The 15,903-nt window shown below is 63.9% G+C and carries 14 protein-coding genes; 5 read left to right on the top strand and 9 right to left on the bottom strand.

Features of this window, described 5'->3' with window-relative positions; translation table 11 throughout:
• Positions 1-46: 46 nt before the first annotated feature.
• A complete protein-coding gene (locus tag DK366_RS18845) occupies positions 47-2,026 on the bottom strand; it encodes a UvrD-helicase domain-containing protein (RefSeq protein WP_109127095.1) in 1,980 nt (659 codons plus the stop codon).
• Between the two features lie 119 nt (positions 2,027-2,145).
• Between DK366_RS18845 and DK366_RS18840 the strand changes: the two genes are divergently transcribed.
• The 4 genes from DK366_RS18840 to DK366_RS18825 all read left to right on the top strand — a co-directional run bounded on the left by DK366_RS18840 (position 2,146) and on the right by DK366_RS18825 (position 5,825).
• Positions 2,146-2,886, top strand: coding sequence for a sel1 repeat family protein (locus tag DK366_RS18840; protein WP_109127094.1), 741 nt, complete (start codon positions 2,146-2,148; stop codon positions 2,884-2,886).
• A 78-nt stretch (positions 2,887-2,964) separates the two neighbouring features.
• Complete coding sequence (locus tag DK366_RS18835) at positions 2,965-4,350, top strand: NAD(P)/FAD-dependent oxidoreductase (RefSeq protein ID WP_232821115.1); 1,386 nt, start codon at positions 2,965-2,967, stop codon at positions 4,348-4,350.
• A 56-nt stretch (positions 4,351-4,406) separates the two neighbouring features.
• Positions 4,407-5,039, top strand: coding sequence for a thymidine kinase (locus tag DK366_RS18830; protein WP_109127093.1), 633 nt, complete (start codon positions 4,407-4,409; stop codon positions 5,037-5,039).
• Positions 5,040-5,066: 27 nt separating this feature from the next.
• The gene (locus DK366_RS18825) at positions 5,067-5,825 is read left to right on the top strand and encodes a hypothetical protein (RefSeq protein ID WP_109127092.1); all 759 of its coding nucleotides are present in this window, start codon (positions 5,067-5,069) and stop codon (positions 5,823-5,825) included.
• A gap of 1,285 nt (positions 5,826-7,110) precedes the next feature.
• On the opposite strand, the gene mutM is transcribed toward DK366_RS18825, so the two are convergent.
• From mutM to DK366_RS18790, 6 genes are all read right to left on the bottom strand, one after another.
• Positions 7,111-7,938: a bifunctional DNA-formamidopyrimidine glycosylase/DNA-(apurinic or apyrimidinic site) lyase gene (gene mutM / locus DK366_RS18815; protein WP_109127090.1), complete on the bottom strand. Its 828-nt coding sequence runs from the start codon at positions 7,936-7,938 to the stop codon at positions 7,111-7,113.
• A 168-nt stretch (positions 7,939-8,106) separates the two neighbouring features.
• The gene (gene gndA / locus DK366_RS18810; RefSeq protein WP_109127089.1) at positions 8,107-9,516 is read right to left on the bottom strand and encodes an NADP-dependent phosphogluconate dehydrogenase; all 1,410 of its coding nucleotides are present in this window, start codon (positions 9,514-9,516) and stop codon (positions 8,107-8,109) included.
• Between the two features lie 122 nt (positions 9,517-9,638).
• Positions 9,639-10,145: a hypothetical protein gene (locus DK366_RS18805; RefSeq protein WP_109127106.1), complete on the bottom strand. Its 507-nt coding sequence runs from the start codon at positions 10,143-10,145 to the stop codon at positions 9,639-9,641.
• Complete coding sequence (locus DK366_RS18800) at positions 10,142-11,497, bottom strand: DUF4350 domain-containing protein (protein WP_109127088.1); 1,356 nt, start codon at positions 11,495-11,497, stop codon at positions 10,142-10,144. Before DK366_RS18800 ends, DK366_RS18805 begins: the two co-directional genes overlap by 4 nt.
• Complete coding sequence (locus DK366_RS18795; protein WP_109127087.1) at positions 11,497-12,282, bottom strand: ABC transporter permease subunit; 786 nt, start codon at positions 12,280-12,282, stop codon at positions 11,497-11,499. Before DK366_RS18795 ends, DK366_RS18800 begins: the two co-directional genes overlap by 1 nt.
• Entirely contained in the window at positions 12,279-13,034 is a 756-nt protein-coding gene (locus DK366_RS18790; protein ID WP_109127086.1) for an ABC transporter ATP-binding protein, read from the bottom strand. The genes DK366_RS18795 and DK366_RS18790 overlap by 4 nt, the downstream gene beginning before the upstream one ends.
• A 175-nt stretch (positions 13,035-13,209) precedes the next feature.
• On the opposite strand from DK366_RS18790, the gene DK366_RS18785 reads away from it, so the two are divergent.
• Positions 13,210-14,406 carry a fatty acid desaturase gene (locus DK366_RS18785; protein WP_109127085.1) on the top strand — a complete coding sequence of 399 codons (1,197 nt, stop codon included), beginning with the start codon at positions 13,210-13,212 and terminating at the stop codon, positions 14,404-14,406.
• Positions 14,407-15,178: 772 nt separating this feature from the next.
• Here DK366_RS18785 and rpmG read toward each other — a convergent pair.
• Positions 15,179-15,346 (bottom strand): 50S ribosomal protein L33, encoded by a 168-nt coding sequence (gene rpmG / locus DK366_RS18775; protein ID WP_008211962.1) that lies wholly within the window; start codon positions 15,344-15,346, stop codon positions 15,179-15,181.
• Between the two features lie 10 nt (positions 15,347-15,356).
• Entirely contained in the window at positions 15,357-15,593 is a 237-nt protein-coding gene (rpmB, locus tag DK366_RS18770) for a 50S ribosomal protein L28 (RefSeq protein ID WP_109127083.1), read from the bottom strand.
• Positions 15,594-15,903: the final 310 nt, after the last annotated feature.

Below are 15,903 nucleotides of genomic sequence, written 5' to 3'. Positions count from 1 at the left end.
GCGCAGAACATGCGAAACCGGATAGTAACTGCATGACGCGGGCGTGTTAGCCCGCCAGCATGGCCTTGATCTTGGCCAGGTGCGACTCGGCGGTTTCGCGCACCACTTCCTTGTCCGCTTCCGGGTCCTTGCCCTGCCAGTGCAGGTCGTCCTGCGGCAGCTCGTGCAGGAAGCGACTGGGCTGGTTGCTGTGCACTTCGCCGTAGCGCTTGGTCTTGGCCGACCACGACAGCGTGAGCATTTCCTTGGCGCGGGTGATGCCCACGTACATCAGGCGACGTTCTTCGTCGATGCGCCCTTCGTCGATGGCGCCATCGTGCGGCAGCGTGCCTTCCTCGCAGCCCACGATGAAGACGAAGCGAAACTCCAGGCCCTTCGCTGCATGCAGCGTCATCATGCGCACGGCGTTGCCGGGTTCGTCGCGATCGGCATGCGTGAGCAAGGCAAGCTGCGCGGCCAGGTCGCCGGTGGTGTTGTCGTTGCGCTGCATGGCACGGAACCAGTCGGCCAGTTCGCGCAGGTTGCCCAGGCGACGCTCGCGCAGCGTCGCGTCGGGGGTGCTGGCGGCAACGTGGGCGGCGTAACCCGTGCGCTGCAAAACCGTTTCCACGAGATCCGCCGCACTCTGGTGAATCGAGGCGCTGCGCAGCTCGTCCATCAGCTGCGTGAATGAAGCGAGTGCGGATGCGGGACGCGGCGAAAGCTGTCGCAACACGCTGTCGCTGCGTGCCGCCTCCAGTAGTGGCGCGTGACGTGTCTGGGCGATCTCGCCGAGCTTCTCCAGCGTGGTGGAGCCGATTTCGCGCTTGGGCACATTCACCACGCGCAGGAAGGCGGCGTCATCGCTTGGGTTGGTGAGCAGGCGGAAATAGCAGAGCAGGTCCTTCACCTCCGCGCGGTCGAGGAAGCTCAAGGCGCCGGAAAGGTGATAGGGCACGCGTGCCAGGCGCAAGGCCTTTTCCAGTGGTCGCGCCTGGAAGTTGCCGCGATAAAGAATGGCGATGTCGTGCCAGCGTGCCTTGTGCTTTTCCGCCAGCGTCGCGGCAATGGCGGCGACGCGTTCGGCCTCGTGTTCGTTTTCCTTGCATTCGAGCACGCGGATCTGCGCGCCTTCCGGATGCTCGCTCCACAGCTTCTTTTCATGAAGATGTGGATTGTTGGCGATCAGCTTGTTGGCCGCGCGCAGGATGCGCTTGCCGCAACGATAGTTCTGTTCAAGCTTGATCACGCGCAGGCTCGGCCAATCCTTGCCGAGCTGGTCGATGTTCTCGGGATTGGCGCCGCGCCATGCGTAGATCGACTGGTCATCGTCGCCCACGCAGGTGAAGCTGCCGCGCTCGCCGGCCAGTGCCTTCAGCAGGCGGAACTGTGCGTCGTTGGTGTCCTGGTATTCGTCGACCAGCAAGTAGCGCAGGCGTTCGCGCCACACCGTGCGGCATTCTTCGTCGCTTTCCAGAATGCGCAACGGCAGGCGGATCAGGTCGTCGAAGTCGACGGCGTTGAATGCGTTCAGGCGCTGCTGATACATCTGGTAGATGGTCGCGGCGTCGATCTCACGCGGGCTGCGTGCAGCGGCCAGAGCTTCTTCGGGCGACAGGCCAGCGTTCTTCGCACGGCTCACCAGGTTGCGGATGCCGAACAGCACGTCGGGCTTCACGCCTTTGGGCGACAGCTCCTTGATGATGCCTTCGCTGTCGTCCGCGTCGAGCACGGAAAAACCCTTGCGCAGGCCCGCGCGTGCGTGCTCCATCTGCAGGAATTTCAGGCCCAGCGCGTGGAACGTACACACGGTGAGCGCGGCGGCGTCTTCGCTGCTGATCAGCTTGGCCACGCGTTCGCGCATTTCCTTCGCCGCCTTGTTGGTAAAGGTGATGGCGGCAATGCGCGACGGTGCGAGTTTCTTGCGGGCGATGAGATGCGCGATCTTCTGCGTGATCACGGATGTCTTGCCCGAACCGGCGCCCGCCAATACCAGCAGTGGTCCGTCACAGTGTTCGACGGCGGCCAATTGTTGGGGATTGAGCATGGTGGACGCGGTGGTTTGGCGGCGCCTGATGTTAGCAGAGCACCCCCGGCCAAAGCAGGCTATGCTGCCTTGGCCGCTGGCGATGTAGCACAGGAACCTGCAGATCACGGGAGCGTGAGATGGGCAGACTGACGAACGTAGGCGTAGGCGTGATGGTGCTGGCTTGCGCCAGCCATGCAGGGGCGCAGCAACCGGCCACCGGCGACGCGGAAGCCAAGCGCAGCACCGAACTGCTCGGCGGGATGGCGTCGCCTGTATTCATCGACGCCCACAGCGATCTGCGTTACCGCATCAAGGGTATGGAAGCCTACGGCGACGGCCACCACCGCGATGCCTTCAACTACTTCCGCCTGGCGTCGCGTTACGCCGACAAGACCTCGCAGGCCCTCGTTGGCGTGATGTACTGGACGGGCGATGGCGTGGCCAGGGATCGCCCGCTTGGCTATGCATGGATGGAGCTTGCCGCCAGCCGCGGCTACACCGAGCTGCAACGCCAGCTGCGGATCTACTGGAGTCAGCTGAACGACGAGGAGCGCGCCAAGGCCATGGTGTTGCGCGGCACGCTCGATGCCGACTACGGCGATGACGTGGGTGCCCGTCGACTCACACTGGAGATCGGTACAAGCCGCAGCCAGGTCACCGGCAGTCATCTGGGCTGGGTGGGCAATGGCTACGCGACGTATGGCGACAATACGGTCGAGGACTTGAGCAAGTTCGACAAGGCACTGCACATGAACACCGCGGAGTATCTGCAGGTGAAGGATTTGCAGTGGCAGATGCAGATGAGTGGTCACGTCAAGGTGGGCGATCCGGAACAGGTCGCGCCACCACCCGTCAATCCGACGCGACCGGCAGCCTAGTTCAACGGTCGTGGCGTTGTTTCAGGGAGCCGGCATGGTCAAGCGGTACTTCGATGATGCGATCAGGAACAGGGATGTGTGTCGCGCGGCACGCGGGCACGACATCGACGCGTGGGTGGCGGCATGACGGCGGACGAACGGCCTTCCGGGCATGCGTGCGACGTGGTGGTGATCGGCGGCGGTCCCGCGGGGAGCACGGCGGCCACGTTGCTTGCTCGGCGTGGCCACCGCGTCATTGCGCTGGAGAAGGACCACCATCCCCGTTTTCATATCGGCGAATCGCTGTTGCCGATGAACCTGCCCATCTTCACGCGCCTGGGCGTGATGGAGAAGGTGAAAGCCTTGGGTGTGCACAAGCCTGGCGCGGATTTCGAAGCCGACAACGAGCAGGGCTACAACACGTTCGATTTCTCACGCGCCCTCGGCAACAGCCCGCCGCACGCGTATCAAGTGTGGCGGCAGGATTTCGATTGCATGCTCTATCGCCACGCAGGCGAGAACGGCGTGGATGCGCGCGAGGGACACGAAGTGCGTGGCGTGGAGCAGCGCGGGCCGCGTGACTGGCTTCTGCGTGTGACCGCCGCCGATGGCAGCGACTACGAGCTTCATGCACGTTACGTGGTGGATGCGTCAGGTCGCGATGCGTTTCTCTCCGGCAAAAAGAAGCTCAAGCGCAAGAACGCCGAACACCAGAGCGCGGCCATTTTCGGCCACTTCCGTGGCGCCACGTTTCGGCCCGGCAAGGACGCGGGCAACATCAGCATCTACCGTTTCGATCACGGCTGGATGTGGATGATTCCGCTGCCGAACGGCGTGATGAGCGTAGGCGCGGTGTGCCGCCCCGATTATCTCAAGCAGCGACGTGGCCGCACCGTGGAATTCCTGCTCGATACCCTTCGCCAGAACGCGGCGCTGTGGGAGCGCATCGAGCACGCCGAACTGATGGGCAACGATGTGCGTGTGACCGGCAACTATTCCTATGACTCGGCGCGCATGGGTGGCCCGGGCTGGATTCTCGTGGGCGACGCCTTCGCCTTCCTCGATCCGGTGTTTTCCTCGGGCGTCTACCTGGCCATGAGCGGCGCGGAGCAGGCGGTGGAGGTGGTTGACGAAGCGCTGCGAAGCCCCGGGCGGGAAGCCGCGTTGCAACGGCGCCTGGAACGACGCCAGCGTCGCGGCATGCGGCGGTTCGGCTTCTTCATCTACCGCTTCAACGGGCCCGTGATGCGCAAGCTGTTCCGGTCGCCGAACAATGTCTTCCAGATCGAGCAGGGCGTGATCTCCATGCTGGCGGGCGATGTGTTCGACTCGTTCAAGGTGTGGTCGCGCATCGCCGCCTTCCGCGTCGTCTATGGCGTGCTGGCGTTAGGCAACTGGCGCCGCTGGAAGGCGGAGCGGCGCTACCGGCTGGCCCAGGCCCGCTCGCAGTTCACGGGTGGCAACACACCACTGGACAAGGCTTGAGCGCTGAACACCGCAGGACAACCGGGTAACATCGGCGCCCCGCCACAGGAACCGCCATGGCCAAGCTCTATTTCTATTATTCGGCGATGAATGCCGGCAAGACCACGACCTTGCTGCAGAGCGCCTACAACTACCACGAGCGCGGCATGCGCACGCTCATCCTCACGCCAGCGCTGGACAACCGGTTCGGTGAAGGCGTGGTGGCCTCGCGCATCGGCCTGAAGGCCAACGCGCGCCGTTTCGGCGGGGAAGAGGATTTGCTGGCACTGGTCCAGGCCGATATCGCGGCGCGCGGGGCGCTGCATTGCGTGTTCGTGGACGAGGCGCAGTTTCTTACCAAGGCGCAGGTGTGGCAGCTGAGCGACGTGGTCGACAAGCTCAACATCCCGGTGCTGGCCTACGGACTGCGCACCGATTTCCGCGGTGAGCTGTTCGAGGGCAGCCGCTACCTGCTGGCGTGGGCGGACAACCTCGACGAGATCAAGACCATCTGCCACACCGGCCGCAAGGCCACCATGGTGGTGCGCGTGGATGAACAGGGCCGGGCGGTGACCGAAGGTCCGCAGGTTGAGATCGGCGGCAACGACCGCTATGTCTCCGTGAGTCGCGCCGAGTTCAAGAACATTACGGAAGGACACGGCAGGATAGAACTGCAGCAGCCGGTGCTGCCGCTGGGCGAGGGGCATTGAGCCCTTCGCATTGACCTAAGGAACGGTATGTCCAAGATCCCCTTTCCCGCCTGGCAACGCCCGCACTGGCAGTCCAGCAACGAAGAGATCCTGTTGCAGTTCTTCGTGTTCGGCAAATTCCAGTCGGGCCGGGCGCCCTCGCTCGACTACGGCAGCGAAGGCCTGCCGGAAGGGGTGGAACTGACCAGCCACAACCATGCACAGCTGCGCCAGTGGGAAGGCTATCCGCTCAAGGGCAGCGTGGGTCGCATGTTCAAGGAAGATGCACCCGAAGCCTATCGCCAAGCCCTCGACGCGCCGGAAGTGCTGGTGATCCGCGGCCGCCTGCCCGACAGCGCCGACACGGGCTACCTGCGTGACACGCTTGGCGTGCTGGCGGCACTGCTTGATGTGGGTGGCGTGGCCATTCTTGATCCGCAGACGCTGAACCTCTACGACGCCGACACGTGGCGCCGCCACTTCGTGGTGCGCGAGGGTGCGCCGATCCGCAACCATCTGCTGATCCTGCGCGACCAGGAAGAAGAGAAAGGCCGCTACTGGATTCACACGCGCGGCATGCGCAAGTTCGGCCGTCCCGATGTAAGCCTGCGCAACGTGCCCGAGGCCGACAGCGATCGGGCAGGGATGTTGTGCGAGCGGTTGGTGGAATTGGAGGCGCTCGGTGCCCGCTTTGAAGAGGGGCAGGAGTTGGAGGCGGATGGTTTGACGTTTGCCGCTACGTTGGGTGGCGGGATCGAGGATCCGGATTTCAACAATACGTTTGTCGAGTTTCGCTGGCCGGAGTGAGCGCAATGCTCTGCTCCCTCTCCCCTCCGGGGAGAGGGTTGGGGTGAGGGGTGGGTGCTTGCGATACCGTTTCTATCTCTCACCGGCATCGTCGCGATGACGTTCCTATCTCTATTCGTCTCTATCCGCCATTCTGACGACGACGTCTCTACCCCTCACCGTCATTCCCGCGAAGGCGGGAATCCAGGGACTTTGCCTTAGCTCTGTCGCTCGGTTGAAGCGTTACCTCGACCTAGCTCGCCTGCCGCGGGCTTCCGAACTGCTGCCGCAGTCCGGGTCACTTTTCTTTGCTTGCCCAAAGATCCCACGGGACTAGCTTCGCGTCGAAAGTAACCAAAAGAAAAGGCACCCCCACTTGGCGCTGTCTGGGCTTTCAGCCCAGCCAGTCCGTGAGGGGCGGCCGGGCCTTTCGACCGGGCTCCTGCCCGGACGAAAAGTGCCTGGCGTCCTGCCAGGCACCCCTGCGGGGCCTGCTCGTCCACCCCTCACCGCCGCACAGGGGGCCCAAGATCAAGAGCGGAGCGGACGGCTCGTGCAGCTGCGCTGCACATCGCGTCGTGGGCAGGTCGCTGAGCTCCTGCCTTCAAGAAGAAGCACTTGGAAGGGGAGAGGCTAGATTGGCCCCTCACCCCAACCCTCTCCCCGGAGGGGAGAGGGAGCCAAAGCGGCGGTTGCGCAATGGCGTGTTTAATGGAGCTCATTGCCCATTTCGGTCGGAAAGCGAAGCGAGTCTCTTGAATCGACCCTGCGGTCGGAAAGCAGCGCGCGGGCTTTACACCACTATAGCGGTCGGGAAGCGGAGCGTTCGCTTTGAACTATCGGAGCGGTCGGGAAGGGTAGCGGCCACCTGTTTTAAGCCCTCTTGGCATCGGCGCGTTGCGAAGCGCTTGGAAGTACCCGCTGTGTCTCGGCGGAGGTTGCCAAGCAGCAACACACCTCAACCGTTCGGGCTTATCCCATCGCAATGCTAGGAGCCTTGGCTCTGAAGGCCATTTTCTTTGGGTTACTTTTCTTTTGGGCCAGCAAAAGAAAAGTGACTCGAGCGTCGGCAGACGATCGAAACGCCGCCGCGGCGTGAGCGGCCAGATCGCGGACGCGCTCGAAGTTGCGAACGACCAAAAACGCAAAAAACAAAAGCGAAGTCACTGGACTCCCGCCTTCGCGGGAGTGACGGTGAGGGGGTACCGAAGGCTTTTGAGAGCGCGAAGGCTGAAGCGCAAAACCTTCAAGAAGCTAAGGCAAGAAAAACGAAGATCTACCGTAAACACCCACCCCTTTTATCCCACTACTTCTGACACCGCGGACACCAAAACGTCGACCTCTGCCCCAACACCACCTGCCTGATCGCCGTTCCACACACCCGACACGGCTCCCCCTCACGCCCATACACCTGCAACTCGCGAAAGAAGTAGCCCGGCGCACCATCGGGGTTGATGAAATCCCGCAACGTCGTTCCGCCTCGCTCAATTGCCCACGCCAGGATGCGTTTCACTTCAGCAGCGAGTCGCGCATAGCGCGCGCGTGAAATGGAGCCCGCAGGTTTGCGGGGATCAATGCCCGCGGCGAACAACGCTTCACTTGCATAGATATTGCCCACGCCAACCACGATGGCGTTGTCCATCAGGAACAACTTCACCGCCGCGGTGCGTCCGCGCGACAGGCCCCACAGCAGGTCGCCGTCGAAATCATCGGTTAGCGGTTCGGGCCCCAGGTCAGCCAGCAGTTCGTGTGTTTCGCCTGCGGGCTGCCACAGCAGGCTGCCGAAACGGCGGGCATCGGTGAAGCGAAGCACGCGCGGCCCTTCCGTTGCGGTGGGTTCGAGGGCGATGTCGACATGATCATGCTTGCCCACCAGCGCATCAGGCGGGAGCACGCGTAATACGCCGGTCATGCCCAGGTGCAGCAGGGCGCTGCCCACTTGTGTGTGCAGCAACAGATATTTCGCCCGGCGCTCGACGGCATCGATGCGCTGGCCTGGCAATTGCGAGCTGATTTCCGGCGGGATCGGCCAGCGCAGATCGGGACGACGCAGTGTCACGGAGGTGACGCGTCGTCCGATCAGATGCGGAGCAATGCCGCGGCGGGTGGTTTCGACTTCGGGTAGTTCGGGCACTGCGCGTCTCGATGATTCGTTTCAGAGGTCGGCGGTCGCTACCGTGAGCATTGTTGTCGCGCCCCAGTGCGCTCCTACATAAAACCGATGCTCCTGTAGGAGCGCGCTTGGGCGCGACCGATGCGCTCCAGCGCGCCGCGCGAACATGGCGAGGCGTTAGCGGCCCGCTCAACCCCAGTCGTTATGGAAGCTGCCTTCCTTGTCCACGCGCTCGAACGTATGCGCGCCAAAGTAATCGCGCTGCGCCTGGATCAGGTTCGCCGGCAGCTGCTCGGCGCGGTAACCGTCGTAGTAGGCAATGGCGGAAGAGAAGCACGGCACCGGAACGCCGGCCTGGACCGCCGCCGAGACCACATCACGCAAGGCGCCCTGGTATTCGGTGGCGATATCGCGGAAGTACGGATCGAGCAGCAGGTTCTTCAGCTGCGCATCGCGTTCGTATGCGTCGGTGATCTTCTGCAGGAAACGCGCGCGAATGATGCAGCCGGCGCGGAAGATGCGTGCAATCGTGCCGTACGGCAGATTCCACTGGTATTCGTCGGAGGCCGCACGCAACTGTGCGAAGCCCTGCGCATAGGAGACGATCTTGCTCAGGTACAGCGCGCGGCGCACGGATTCGATGAACGCCTTGCGGTCACCGTTGAACTTTGATGACGCGGGCCCCTTCAGCACCTTGCTGGCGGCGACGCGTTCGTCCTTGAGCGCCGAAAGCAAACGCGCGAACACCGACTCGGTGATCAGGGGAAGCGGCACGCCGAGATCGAGCGCGCTCTGGCTGGTCCACTTGCCGGTGCCTTTCTGTGCGGCGCGGTCGAGGATGATGTCGACCATCGCCTTGCCGGTGTCCTTGTCCTTCTTGGTGAAGATGTCGGCGGTGATGCTGATCAGGTAGCTGTCCAGCTCACCCTTGTTCCAATCGGCGTACACCTCGGCGAGTTCGTCGTTGGAAAGGCCCAGCACGTTGTGCAGTACCCAATAGCTTTCGGCGATGAGCTGCATGTCGCCGTATTCGATGCCGTTGTGCACCATCTTCACGTAGTGGCCGGCGCCGTTCGGGCCCATGTAGGCCACGCAGGGATCGCCGTCGGGGGCGCGAGCGGCGATCTCGGTAAGGATGGGCGCCACCAGGTCATACGCTTCGCGCGGGCCGCCCGGCATGATCGAGGGGCCGTGCAGCGCACCCTCTTCGCCGCCGGACACGCCGGTGCCGATGAAGTGCAGGCCGGCCGAGCTCATCTCGCTCTCGCGGCGCATGGTGTCCTTGAAGAACGTGTTGCCGCCGTCGATGACGATGTCGCCCTTGTCCAGCAGCGGCTTGAGCTGCGCCAGCGTGGCGTCGGTAGGTTCGCCGGCCTTCACCATCAGCAGGATGCGGCGCGGCTTTTCCAGCGAATCGACGAACTCTTCCAGCGTGTACGTGGGAACGAGTTTCTTGCCGGGATTCTGCGTCACGACTTCGTCGGTGCGATCACGATGCCGGTTGAAGATCGACACGGCATGGCCGCGACTTTCAATGTTCAGGGCAAGGTTGCTGCCCATCACTGCCATGCCCACTACGCCGATCGCCTGCTTGCTCATGTCATCGCTCCAGTCGAGGAATGAATCCCATATGGGGAGTCAGGGAGACGGTGCAAGGTACGCTTTCGGGTGAAGAATGGGGTGAAGGCGCGCCACAGCGGGCGAAAACCGACGCCGGCCAGTTACTGGTCCTTGCCGGCCTGCAGCGTGCGGCTTTCCGACGTGGCCAGTCGTGGCGTGTAACGCACGGGCACCAGTGCTACGCGATCGCCCACGCGCACATAGCGCTGCGGGCCGGTGACCGAGGTCTCGCCGAACTCCAGCCGTTGATCGTCCAGGGTCAGCACGGCCACGGGCGATGCCAGTCCAATACGGGCCGGGTCGAAGTCACTGGCAGGGCGCCAGCTCAGCACGGCGGCGCTGGCCGTGTCGGTCAGTTCGCCGAGGCGCCCGTCGTCGGCACGCACGGGCGTGCCGTCCGTGCGCCACCAGTGGCCGTCGCGTCGCTCGAAGTGTTCGGTCGGTGCGCTGCCGATGGCCAGCGCCACGCGGCTGATGGCCCCGGGTGCGAGCTTCAGCAGCGTGCCCGGTGCCTGCGCACGATCCTGCTGCCACTGCCAGCCGGCCAGCGCCAGCAGCACGACCACGCCTGCAGCGATGCCCAGGCGCTGCTTCGCTGCGCGCTTCATGCCCGGCGACGGCGCCACACGATGAAGCCGCCGATGATCAGCAACAGCAACGGCAACACGATGAGAAAGCCGAGCGTCACGACGCTCAGCTGCGCCTGAGTGATCTGCAGCACGCGATCCGGCGCGCCACGCGGCGGCAGGTTCACCAGTGCATCGTCACCCAGCAACCAGTCGAAGATGCGTTCGCCCAGCGCGCGGTTGCCGCCGTTGCCGAGGAACGTGTTGGAAAGGAAATCGCCGTCACCAATCACCACCACGCGCTGCTCGGCCTTGTCGGGACTCGGCGAGAGGCGGCTCAGCGCAAAACCGAAATCCAGCGGGCCCTTCAACTCGCCCGCGCTGGCGTCGTACTGGATGGTGGACGCCTGCGCGTTGTCGATGGGCTTGAACTCCGTCCAGCTCTGCGCGCTGGAGCGAAGAAAGGGCGCCACTTTCCAGTCGGTACGCGCGGCCATGGCCAGCGCGGAAACCTGGGGGAACAACGTGGTCAACTGAAAGCCGCGCGTGATCGCATGCTGCGGGTAATCGCCCAGCGCCAGCATGCGCGGGTCCTTCAGGCCCAAGGCAGCCCCCTGTCCATCCACCAGCACGCCGGGAAGGACGCGAATGCCCAGCGCATCGGCGAGCGGTTCCAGATGCAGGTCGTCGTTGGTCGGCTCGCTCAGCCACAGCAGGTTGCCGCCGTTGGCCACGTAGTCCGTCAATGCCTTCACCGCGCCATCGGGCAGCGCGAGCTCGGGGCTGGCGAGCACCACCAGATCCGTGTGCTGCGGCACCGACGTGACCTGCGCGAAGTTCAGCGGCACTGCGCGCATGCCGCGGCCTTCCAGCTGCGCCATGAACGTGCCGAGGTCGGCGTTGCCCTTGTCGACCGGGCGTCGCTCGCCGTCACCTGAAACGAACGCGACGATGCGTTCGCCGCCGCGTGCAAGACGCTCCAGCGCATTGGTGAGCGCGCGCTCGTTCAATTCGTCGAGGCGCTGCTCGCGGCCCTGGTAATGCAGGATCAGGGCACCATCCACCGTGATGCCCAGTTCGCGCATCGCCGCCGGGTCCTGCTGTGGATCGACGAAGCGCAGCGTCAGGTCCGGCTTCGCACGCTGGTAGCGTTCGACAAAGCCGGACACGGTATGGCGCAGATCGCCCTGTGGATTGGCGTAGCTGACGATCTCCACCGGGCCGTGCAGCGTGGCCAGCACGGCGCGGCTCTCGGCGGAAAGGCTCGCACGGCCGCCGAACGTCCAGTCGCCGACACTCGCGTGCCGCGTGGTGAGGTAGCCCACCGCGCCAGCGGCCAGCAACAGGCCCAGCGCAAATAGCCATCCATTCACGTGCCGGAAGAAGCGCGCCATCAGCCACGCTCCTTTTCAGCGGCGAGTCGTTGCGTGGCGAGTGCAAGCGCCACCACGATGAGGATCAGGAACCAGGCGACGTCGGCGGTCGACACCAGTCCGCGCAACATGTTTTCCAGATGGCTGCTGAGCGCCAGCCAATTGAACACGCCATCGCTCGCACCTGCCTTCTGCGCAGCGATGTTCATGCCCGCAAGCGCCAGGCCGATGGTGAGTGCGATGGTGGCGGCGATGGATGCGTGGGAAGCGTAGGCGGAACTGGCCATGCCAATCGCCGCGAGCGCGGCGAGCGTCAGCAACGTACCGAGCGCCGCGGCGCCCAGCTTGCCCCAGTCCAGGGTGATGCCGTGCGAAAGACTCAACGGCATGGCGAGTGCGATGGCCAGCCACAGCACCAGCCAAAGCATCAGCGCGAGGTATTTGCCAAGCACGATGCGCGAGGCGGGCAGGCCGGCGGAGAACCACAACGGCAACGTGCCGTTGCTGCGTTCACCAGCCAGCGTGGACATGGTGAGCAGCGGCACGATCACCAGCGCCAGCTCCACCACGCCGAACGGCAGGATGCCGCCGGTGAGAATGCTGCTGAGCATCGGCACGCCCACCAGGTCCGTGTAACCGGGACCGCCGGGCAGGGCCGCCAGCTTGATCTGTCCCGCGAGAAAGCCACCAAGCAGCAACGTGAAACGCCACGCCAGCTGCGCCAGCGTCAACGCGGCGAGCACCCAGGCGAGCGGACGGACAAACAGGCGGCGCAGCTCCAGCCGCGTCACGGCGAACACACTCATGCGGCCTGCACCTTGTCGTTGTTCCCGTCGCCTCGCATGGCGATATCGAAGAAGGTCTGTTCGAGCATCTTGTGATCGTCACCGGCAATGGCGGCGTCATGACGCAGCCTGCCTTCGTGCAGGATGGCCACGCGGTCGCAGGCCGCGGTGACTTCCGCCAGCAGGTGCGTGGAAAGGATGACCGCGGTGCCTGCAGCTGCCTGCTCGCGTATCACCGCGCGAAGCGACGCCACCTGCACCGGATCGAGCGCGTTGGCCGGTTCATCCAGCACCAGCAGCGACGGCTGATGCAGCAACGCGCAGGCCAGGCCCAGGCGCTGGCGCTGGCCCTGCGACAACACGCCGGCCAATCGACGCGAAAGCGCGCCAAGTTCCAGTCGTTCCACGATGCGCTGGCGCGCCTTGGCCAGCGCCGCGCCGCCCAGGCCACGCAGGCGCCCGTGGGCGTCCAGATGTTCCAGCACTGTCAGTTCCGGCCACAAAGGGGCACGTTCCGGCAGCCAGCCGATGCCGCGCTGCGCCAGTTCCGGGTGTTCGATGAAGTCCCTGCCGTTCAGCCGGATGGCGCCGCTATCGGGTGTCAGCGCACCGGCGATCATCGCCAGCGTGGTGCTCTTGCCGGCGCCGTTGACGCCCAGCAAACCCAGTACCTGTCCCGCGTCCAGCGTCAGGCTGAGATCCGCCACGGCGGGTCGGCCCGCGCGATGTCGGGTGATGTGATCCAGTTCCAGAACGGGAGTAGGCGCGGTCATTGCATGATTGTCACGGGGCCCCCAACTTCACACAACGGGGTGGGGCCGTCGAATGGGCGCTACAGCACATTAACGTCGCTGCCGCAAATGAGTGCGACAATATTTTGCTGGTCCATGCTGGCGGGTACGGAAACCCCTCGTTTAGACTGAATTTTCATACACCTGGGTGCTTCCCATGCTCGACGCAGTACTTAACTTCCTCTCCAACGGCCTCACGCACGCCGGCTGGGGCACCATGCTCATCTACATGCTGGCGATGACGCAGCTCACCATCTTCACGGTGACGCTGTATCTGCACCGCTGCCAGACCCACCGTGGCGTGGATCTGCACTGGTCCATCTCGCACTTCTTCCGCTTCTGGGGCTGGCTCACCACGGGCATGGTCACCAAGGAGTGGGTGGCGGTGCACCGCAAGCACCATGCCAAGGTCGAGACCGAGGAAGATCCGCACAGCCCGCAGATCTACGGCATCAAGAAGGTGTTCTGGGACGGCGTGTCGCTGTACCGCGACGCCAGCGAAGTGAAGGAAGACCTCGAGAAGTACGGTCGCGGCACCCCCGACGACCTGATCGAGCGCAAGCTTTACTCCGCCCACCCGTACTGGGGCCCGGCGTTGATGCTCATCATCAACCTCGCCCTGTTCGGCGTGATCGGTGCTGCCCTGTGGGCCGTGCAGATGATCTGGATCCCGTTCTGGGCGGCCGGCTTCGTCAACGGTATCGGCCACTGGTGGGGCTACCGCAACTTCGAAAGCGCCGACACCGCGCGCAACCTCATTCCGTGGGGTTTCTGGATCGGTGGCGAAGAGCTGCACAACAACCACCACGCCTTCCCCAGCTCGGCCAAGTTCGCGCTGCGCAAGTGGGAGTTCGACATTGGCTGGGCTGCCATCTGCGTCCTGCGCGCGGTCGGCCTTGCCAAGGTGCTGCGCGTGGCGCCGACGCTCGACGTCCGCCCGAACGTGCACCTGCCGGATGCCGAGACGCTCAAGGGCGTGCTCACCCACCGCTTCGCCGCGATGACCGACTACTACCGCAACGTGATCACGCCGACCCTGCGCGACGAAGCGCAGCACGCCGGCGAGAGCATCAAGTCGGTGCCGCGCCGCATGCGCCTTGCGCTGGCCGACGGCGGCCGCTGGCTGGACAACGAAGGCCGTGACCGCATGCAGGCCGTGCTGGCCAAGCGCCCGACGCTCAGCACCGTGTGTGATTTCCGCAATCGCCTGGCTGCCCTGATGGAGCAGCGTGGTGCGGATCAGGCGCTGAAGGGCCTGCAGCAGTGGATCGCCGAGGCTGAGCAGAGTGGCATTCGTGCACTGCAGGAATTCGCGGGCCGCCTGAAGAGTTATTCGGTGGCGGCGAACGCCTGATCGGTGTTCACCAGCTGAAAGAAAAAGCCCGCCATCTGGCGGGCTTTTTTTCGCTTGTCGTTTTTTTTTTGGGTGTGCGATGACGCCGAGCGGCCTAACGCTCTGCTCCCTCTCCCCGCCGGGGAGAGGGCTGGGGTGAGGGGCGGGTGCTCGCCTCAACGTTTCATTTTTTAGCCGTCATCCCGGCGCAGGCCGGGATCCAGTGACTTTGCGCTGGGTCGTCATTGTTTAGTCGGTCGCTCTTATGCGGCGATCCCACAACCTGGCTCGCATGCCGCGGGCTTCCGACCTCCTGCCGGAGGCCGGGTCACTTTCTCTTGCTTGCCCAAGAGAAAGTAACCAAAGAGAAGGGCACCCCGGATGACGCGCCTTCCGGCCTTCGGCCTCCAGGTTCGCGTACGGGTTACGGGGTTTGTCGACAGGGCATCCTGCCCTGACGACAAACTGGCTGGCATCCATGCCAGCCACCCTTCGGGCTGGTCCTCCACCCGCACGCCGCTGTCATACGGGGCCCGGAAGAGCTAGAAGCCAAAGCGAAAAGCGAAAAGCGAAAAGCGAAGAGCGAAGAGCGAAGAGCAAAGGGCAAAGAGCAAAGGGCAAAGAGCAAAGAGCGAAGAGCGAAGAGCGAAGAGCGAAGAGCGAAGGGCAAAGAGCCAAGGCCCGACATGGCGGCGTTTCGCGAAAGCGTTCGTCCGATTTTTTCCCAACGCAGAAACAAAAAAACCCGCCTTTCGGCGGGTTTTTCGTGGTAAGCATCAGTAAACCCGAGGGCTTACTTGATCTTGCCTTCCTTGTAGATCACGTGCTTGCGAACCACCGGATCGTACTTCTTGAACTCGAACTTTTCCGGGGTGTTCTTCTTGTTCTTCTGCGTGGTGTAGAAGTGGCCGGTGCCGGCCGAAGAGATCAGGCGGATCTTGTCTTGCTTGCTGTTAGCCATGGCTTAATCCTCAGATCTTTTCGCCGCGGGCGCGCAGGTCGGCGAGGACGGACTCGATGCCGTTCTTGTCGATGGTGCGCAGGGCGTGGTTGGAAACGCGCAGCTTCACCCAGCGGTTCTCGCTCGGGACCCAGAAGCGGCGCTCATGCAGGTTCGGCAACCAGCGGCGACGGGTTTTGTTGTTAGCGTGCGAGACGTTGTTACCAGTCTGCACACCCTTTCCGGTGACTTGGCAAATACGGGCCATGATGACCTCCTGTGTAGGCGCCCTGGGGCGCGTTTGCCACCCGTTAGCCAGGGCGGCATCGGCCCAGCGGCACAAGGCCACGCGATGCTGGAGATGGAGCTTTTCGCGTCTGCCGTGAGGGCCGCATCGCGTTGCGGACGTGCCCGGAAGACCGGGTCGGCATGGTCGAGCCGGCTATTCTCCCAGAAAAACAGGTCGGTGCGCAATATTTGCTCACTTTCGGGCCTCGGGCGCATGGCAGGCCGCGGGGATGTATGGAACAATCAAACCCTTTGCGTTTTCACGCACCGAACACTTAAGAGGAATACCC

The sequence above is a fragment of the Dyella sp. C11 genome, assembly GCF_003121485.1.
GTDB lineage: Bacteria > Pseudomonadota > Gammaproteobacteria > Xanthomonadales > Rhodanobacteraceae > Dyella.
This window is presented reverse-complemented; position numbering and strand designations above follow the sequence as displayed.

Bases quoted from the DNA above. Each gene is read 5' to 3' on its own strand.
- rpmB (WP_109127083.1), bottom strand. From the start codon at position 15,593: ATGGCCCGTATTTGCCAAGTCACCGGAAAGGGTGTGCAGACTGGTAAC.
- DK366_RS18825 (WP_109127092.1), top strand. From the start codon at position 5,067: ATGTCCAAGATCCCCTTTCCCGCCTGGCAACGCCCGCACTGGCAGTCC.
- DK366_RS18805 (WP_109127106.1), bottom strand. From the start codon at position 10,145: ATGAAGCGCGCAGCGAAGCAGCGCCTGGGCATCGCTGCAGGCGTGGTC.
- gndA (WP_109127089.1), bottom strand. From the start codon at position 9,516: ATGAGCAAGCAGGCGATCGGCGTAGTGGGCATGGCAGTGATGGGCAGC.
- DK366_RS18800 (WP_109127088.1), bottom strand. From the start codon at position 11,497: ATGGCGCGCTTCTTCCGGCACGTGAATGGATGGCTATTTGCGCTGGGC.
- rpmG (WP_008211962.1), bottom strand. From the start codon at position 15,346: ATGGCTAACAGCAAGCAAGACAAGATCCGCCTGATCTCTTCGGCCGGC.
- DK366_RS18785 (WP_109127085.1), top strand. From the start codon at position 13,210: ATGCTCGACGCAGTACTTAACTTCCTCTCCAACGGCCTCACGCACGCC.
- DK366_RS18795 (WP_109127087.1), bottom strand. From the start codon at position 12,282: ATGAGTGTGTTCGCCGTGACGCGGCTGGAGCTGCGCCGCCTGTTTGTC.
- DK366_RS18830 (WP_109127093.1), top strand. From the start codon at position 4,407: ATGGCCAAGCTCTATTTCTATTATTCGGCGATGAATGCCGGCAAGACC.
- DK366_RS18845 (WP_109127095.1), bottom strand. From the start codon at position 2,026: ATGCTCAATCCCCAACAATTGGCCGCCGTCGAACACTGTGACGGACCA.
- DK366_RS18790 (WP_109127086.1), bottom strand. From the start codon at position 13,034: ATGACCGCGCCTACTCCCGTTCTGGAACTGGATCACATCACCCGACAT.
- DK366_RS18840 (WP_109127094.1), top strand. From the start codon at position 2,146: ATGGGCAGACTGACGAACGTAGGCGTAGGCGTGATGGTGCTGGCTTGC.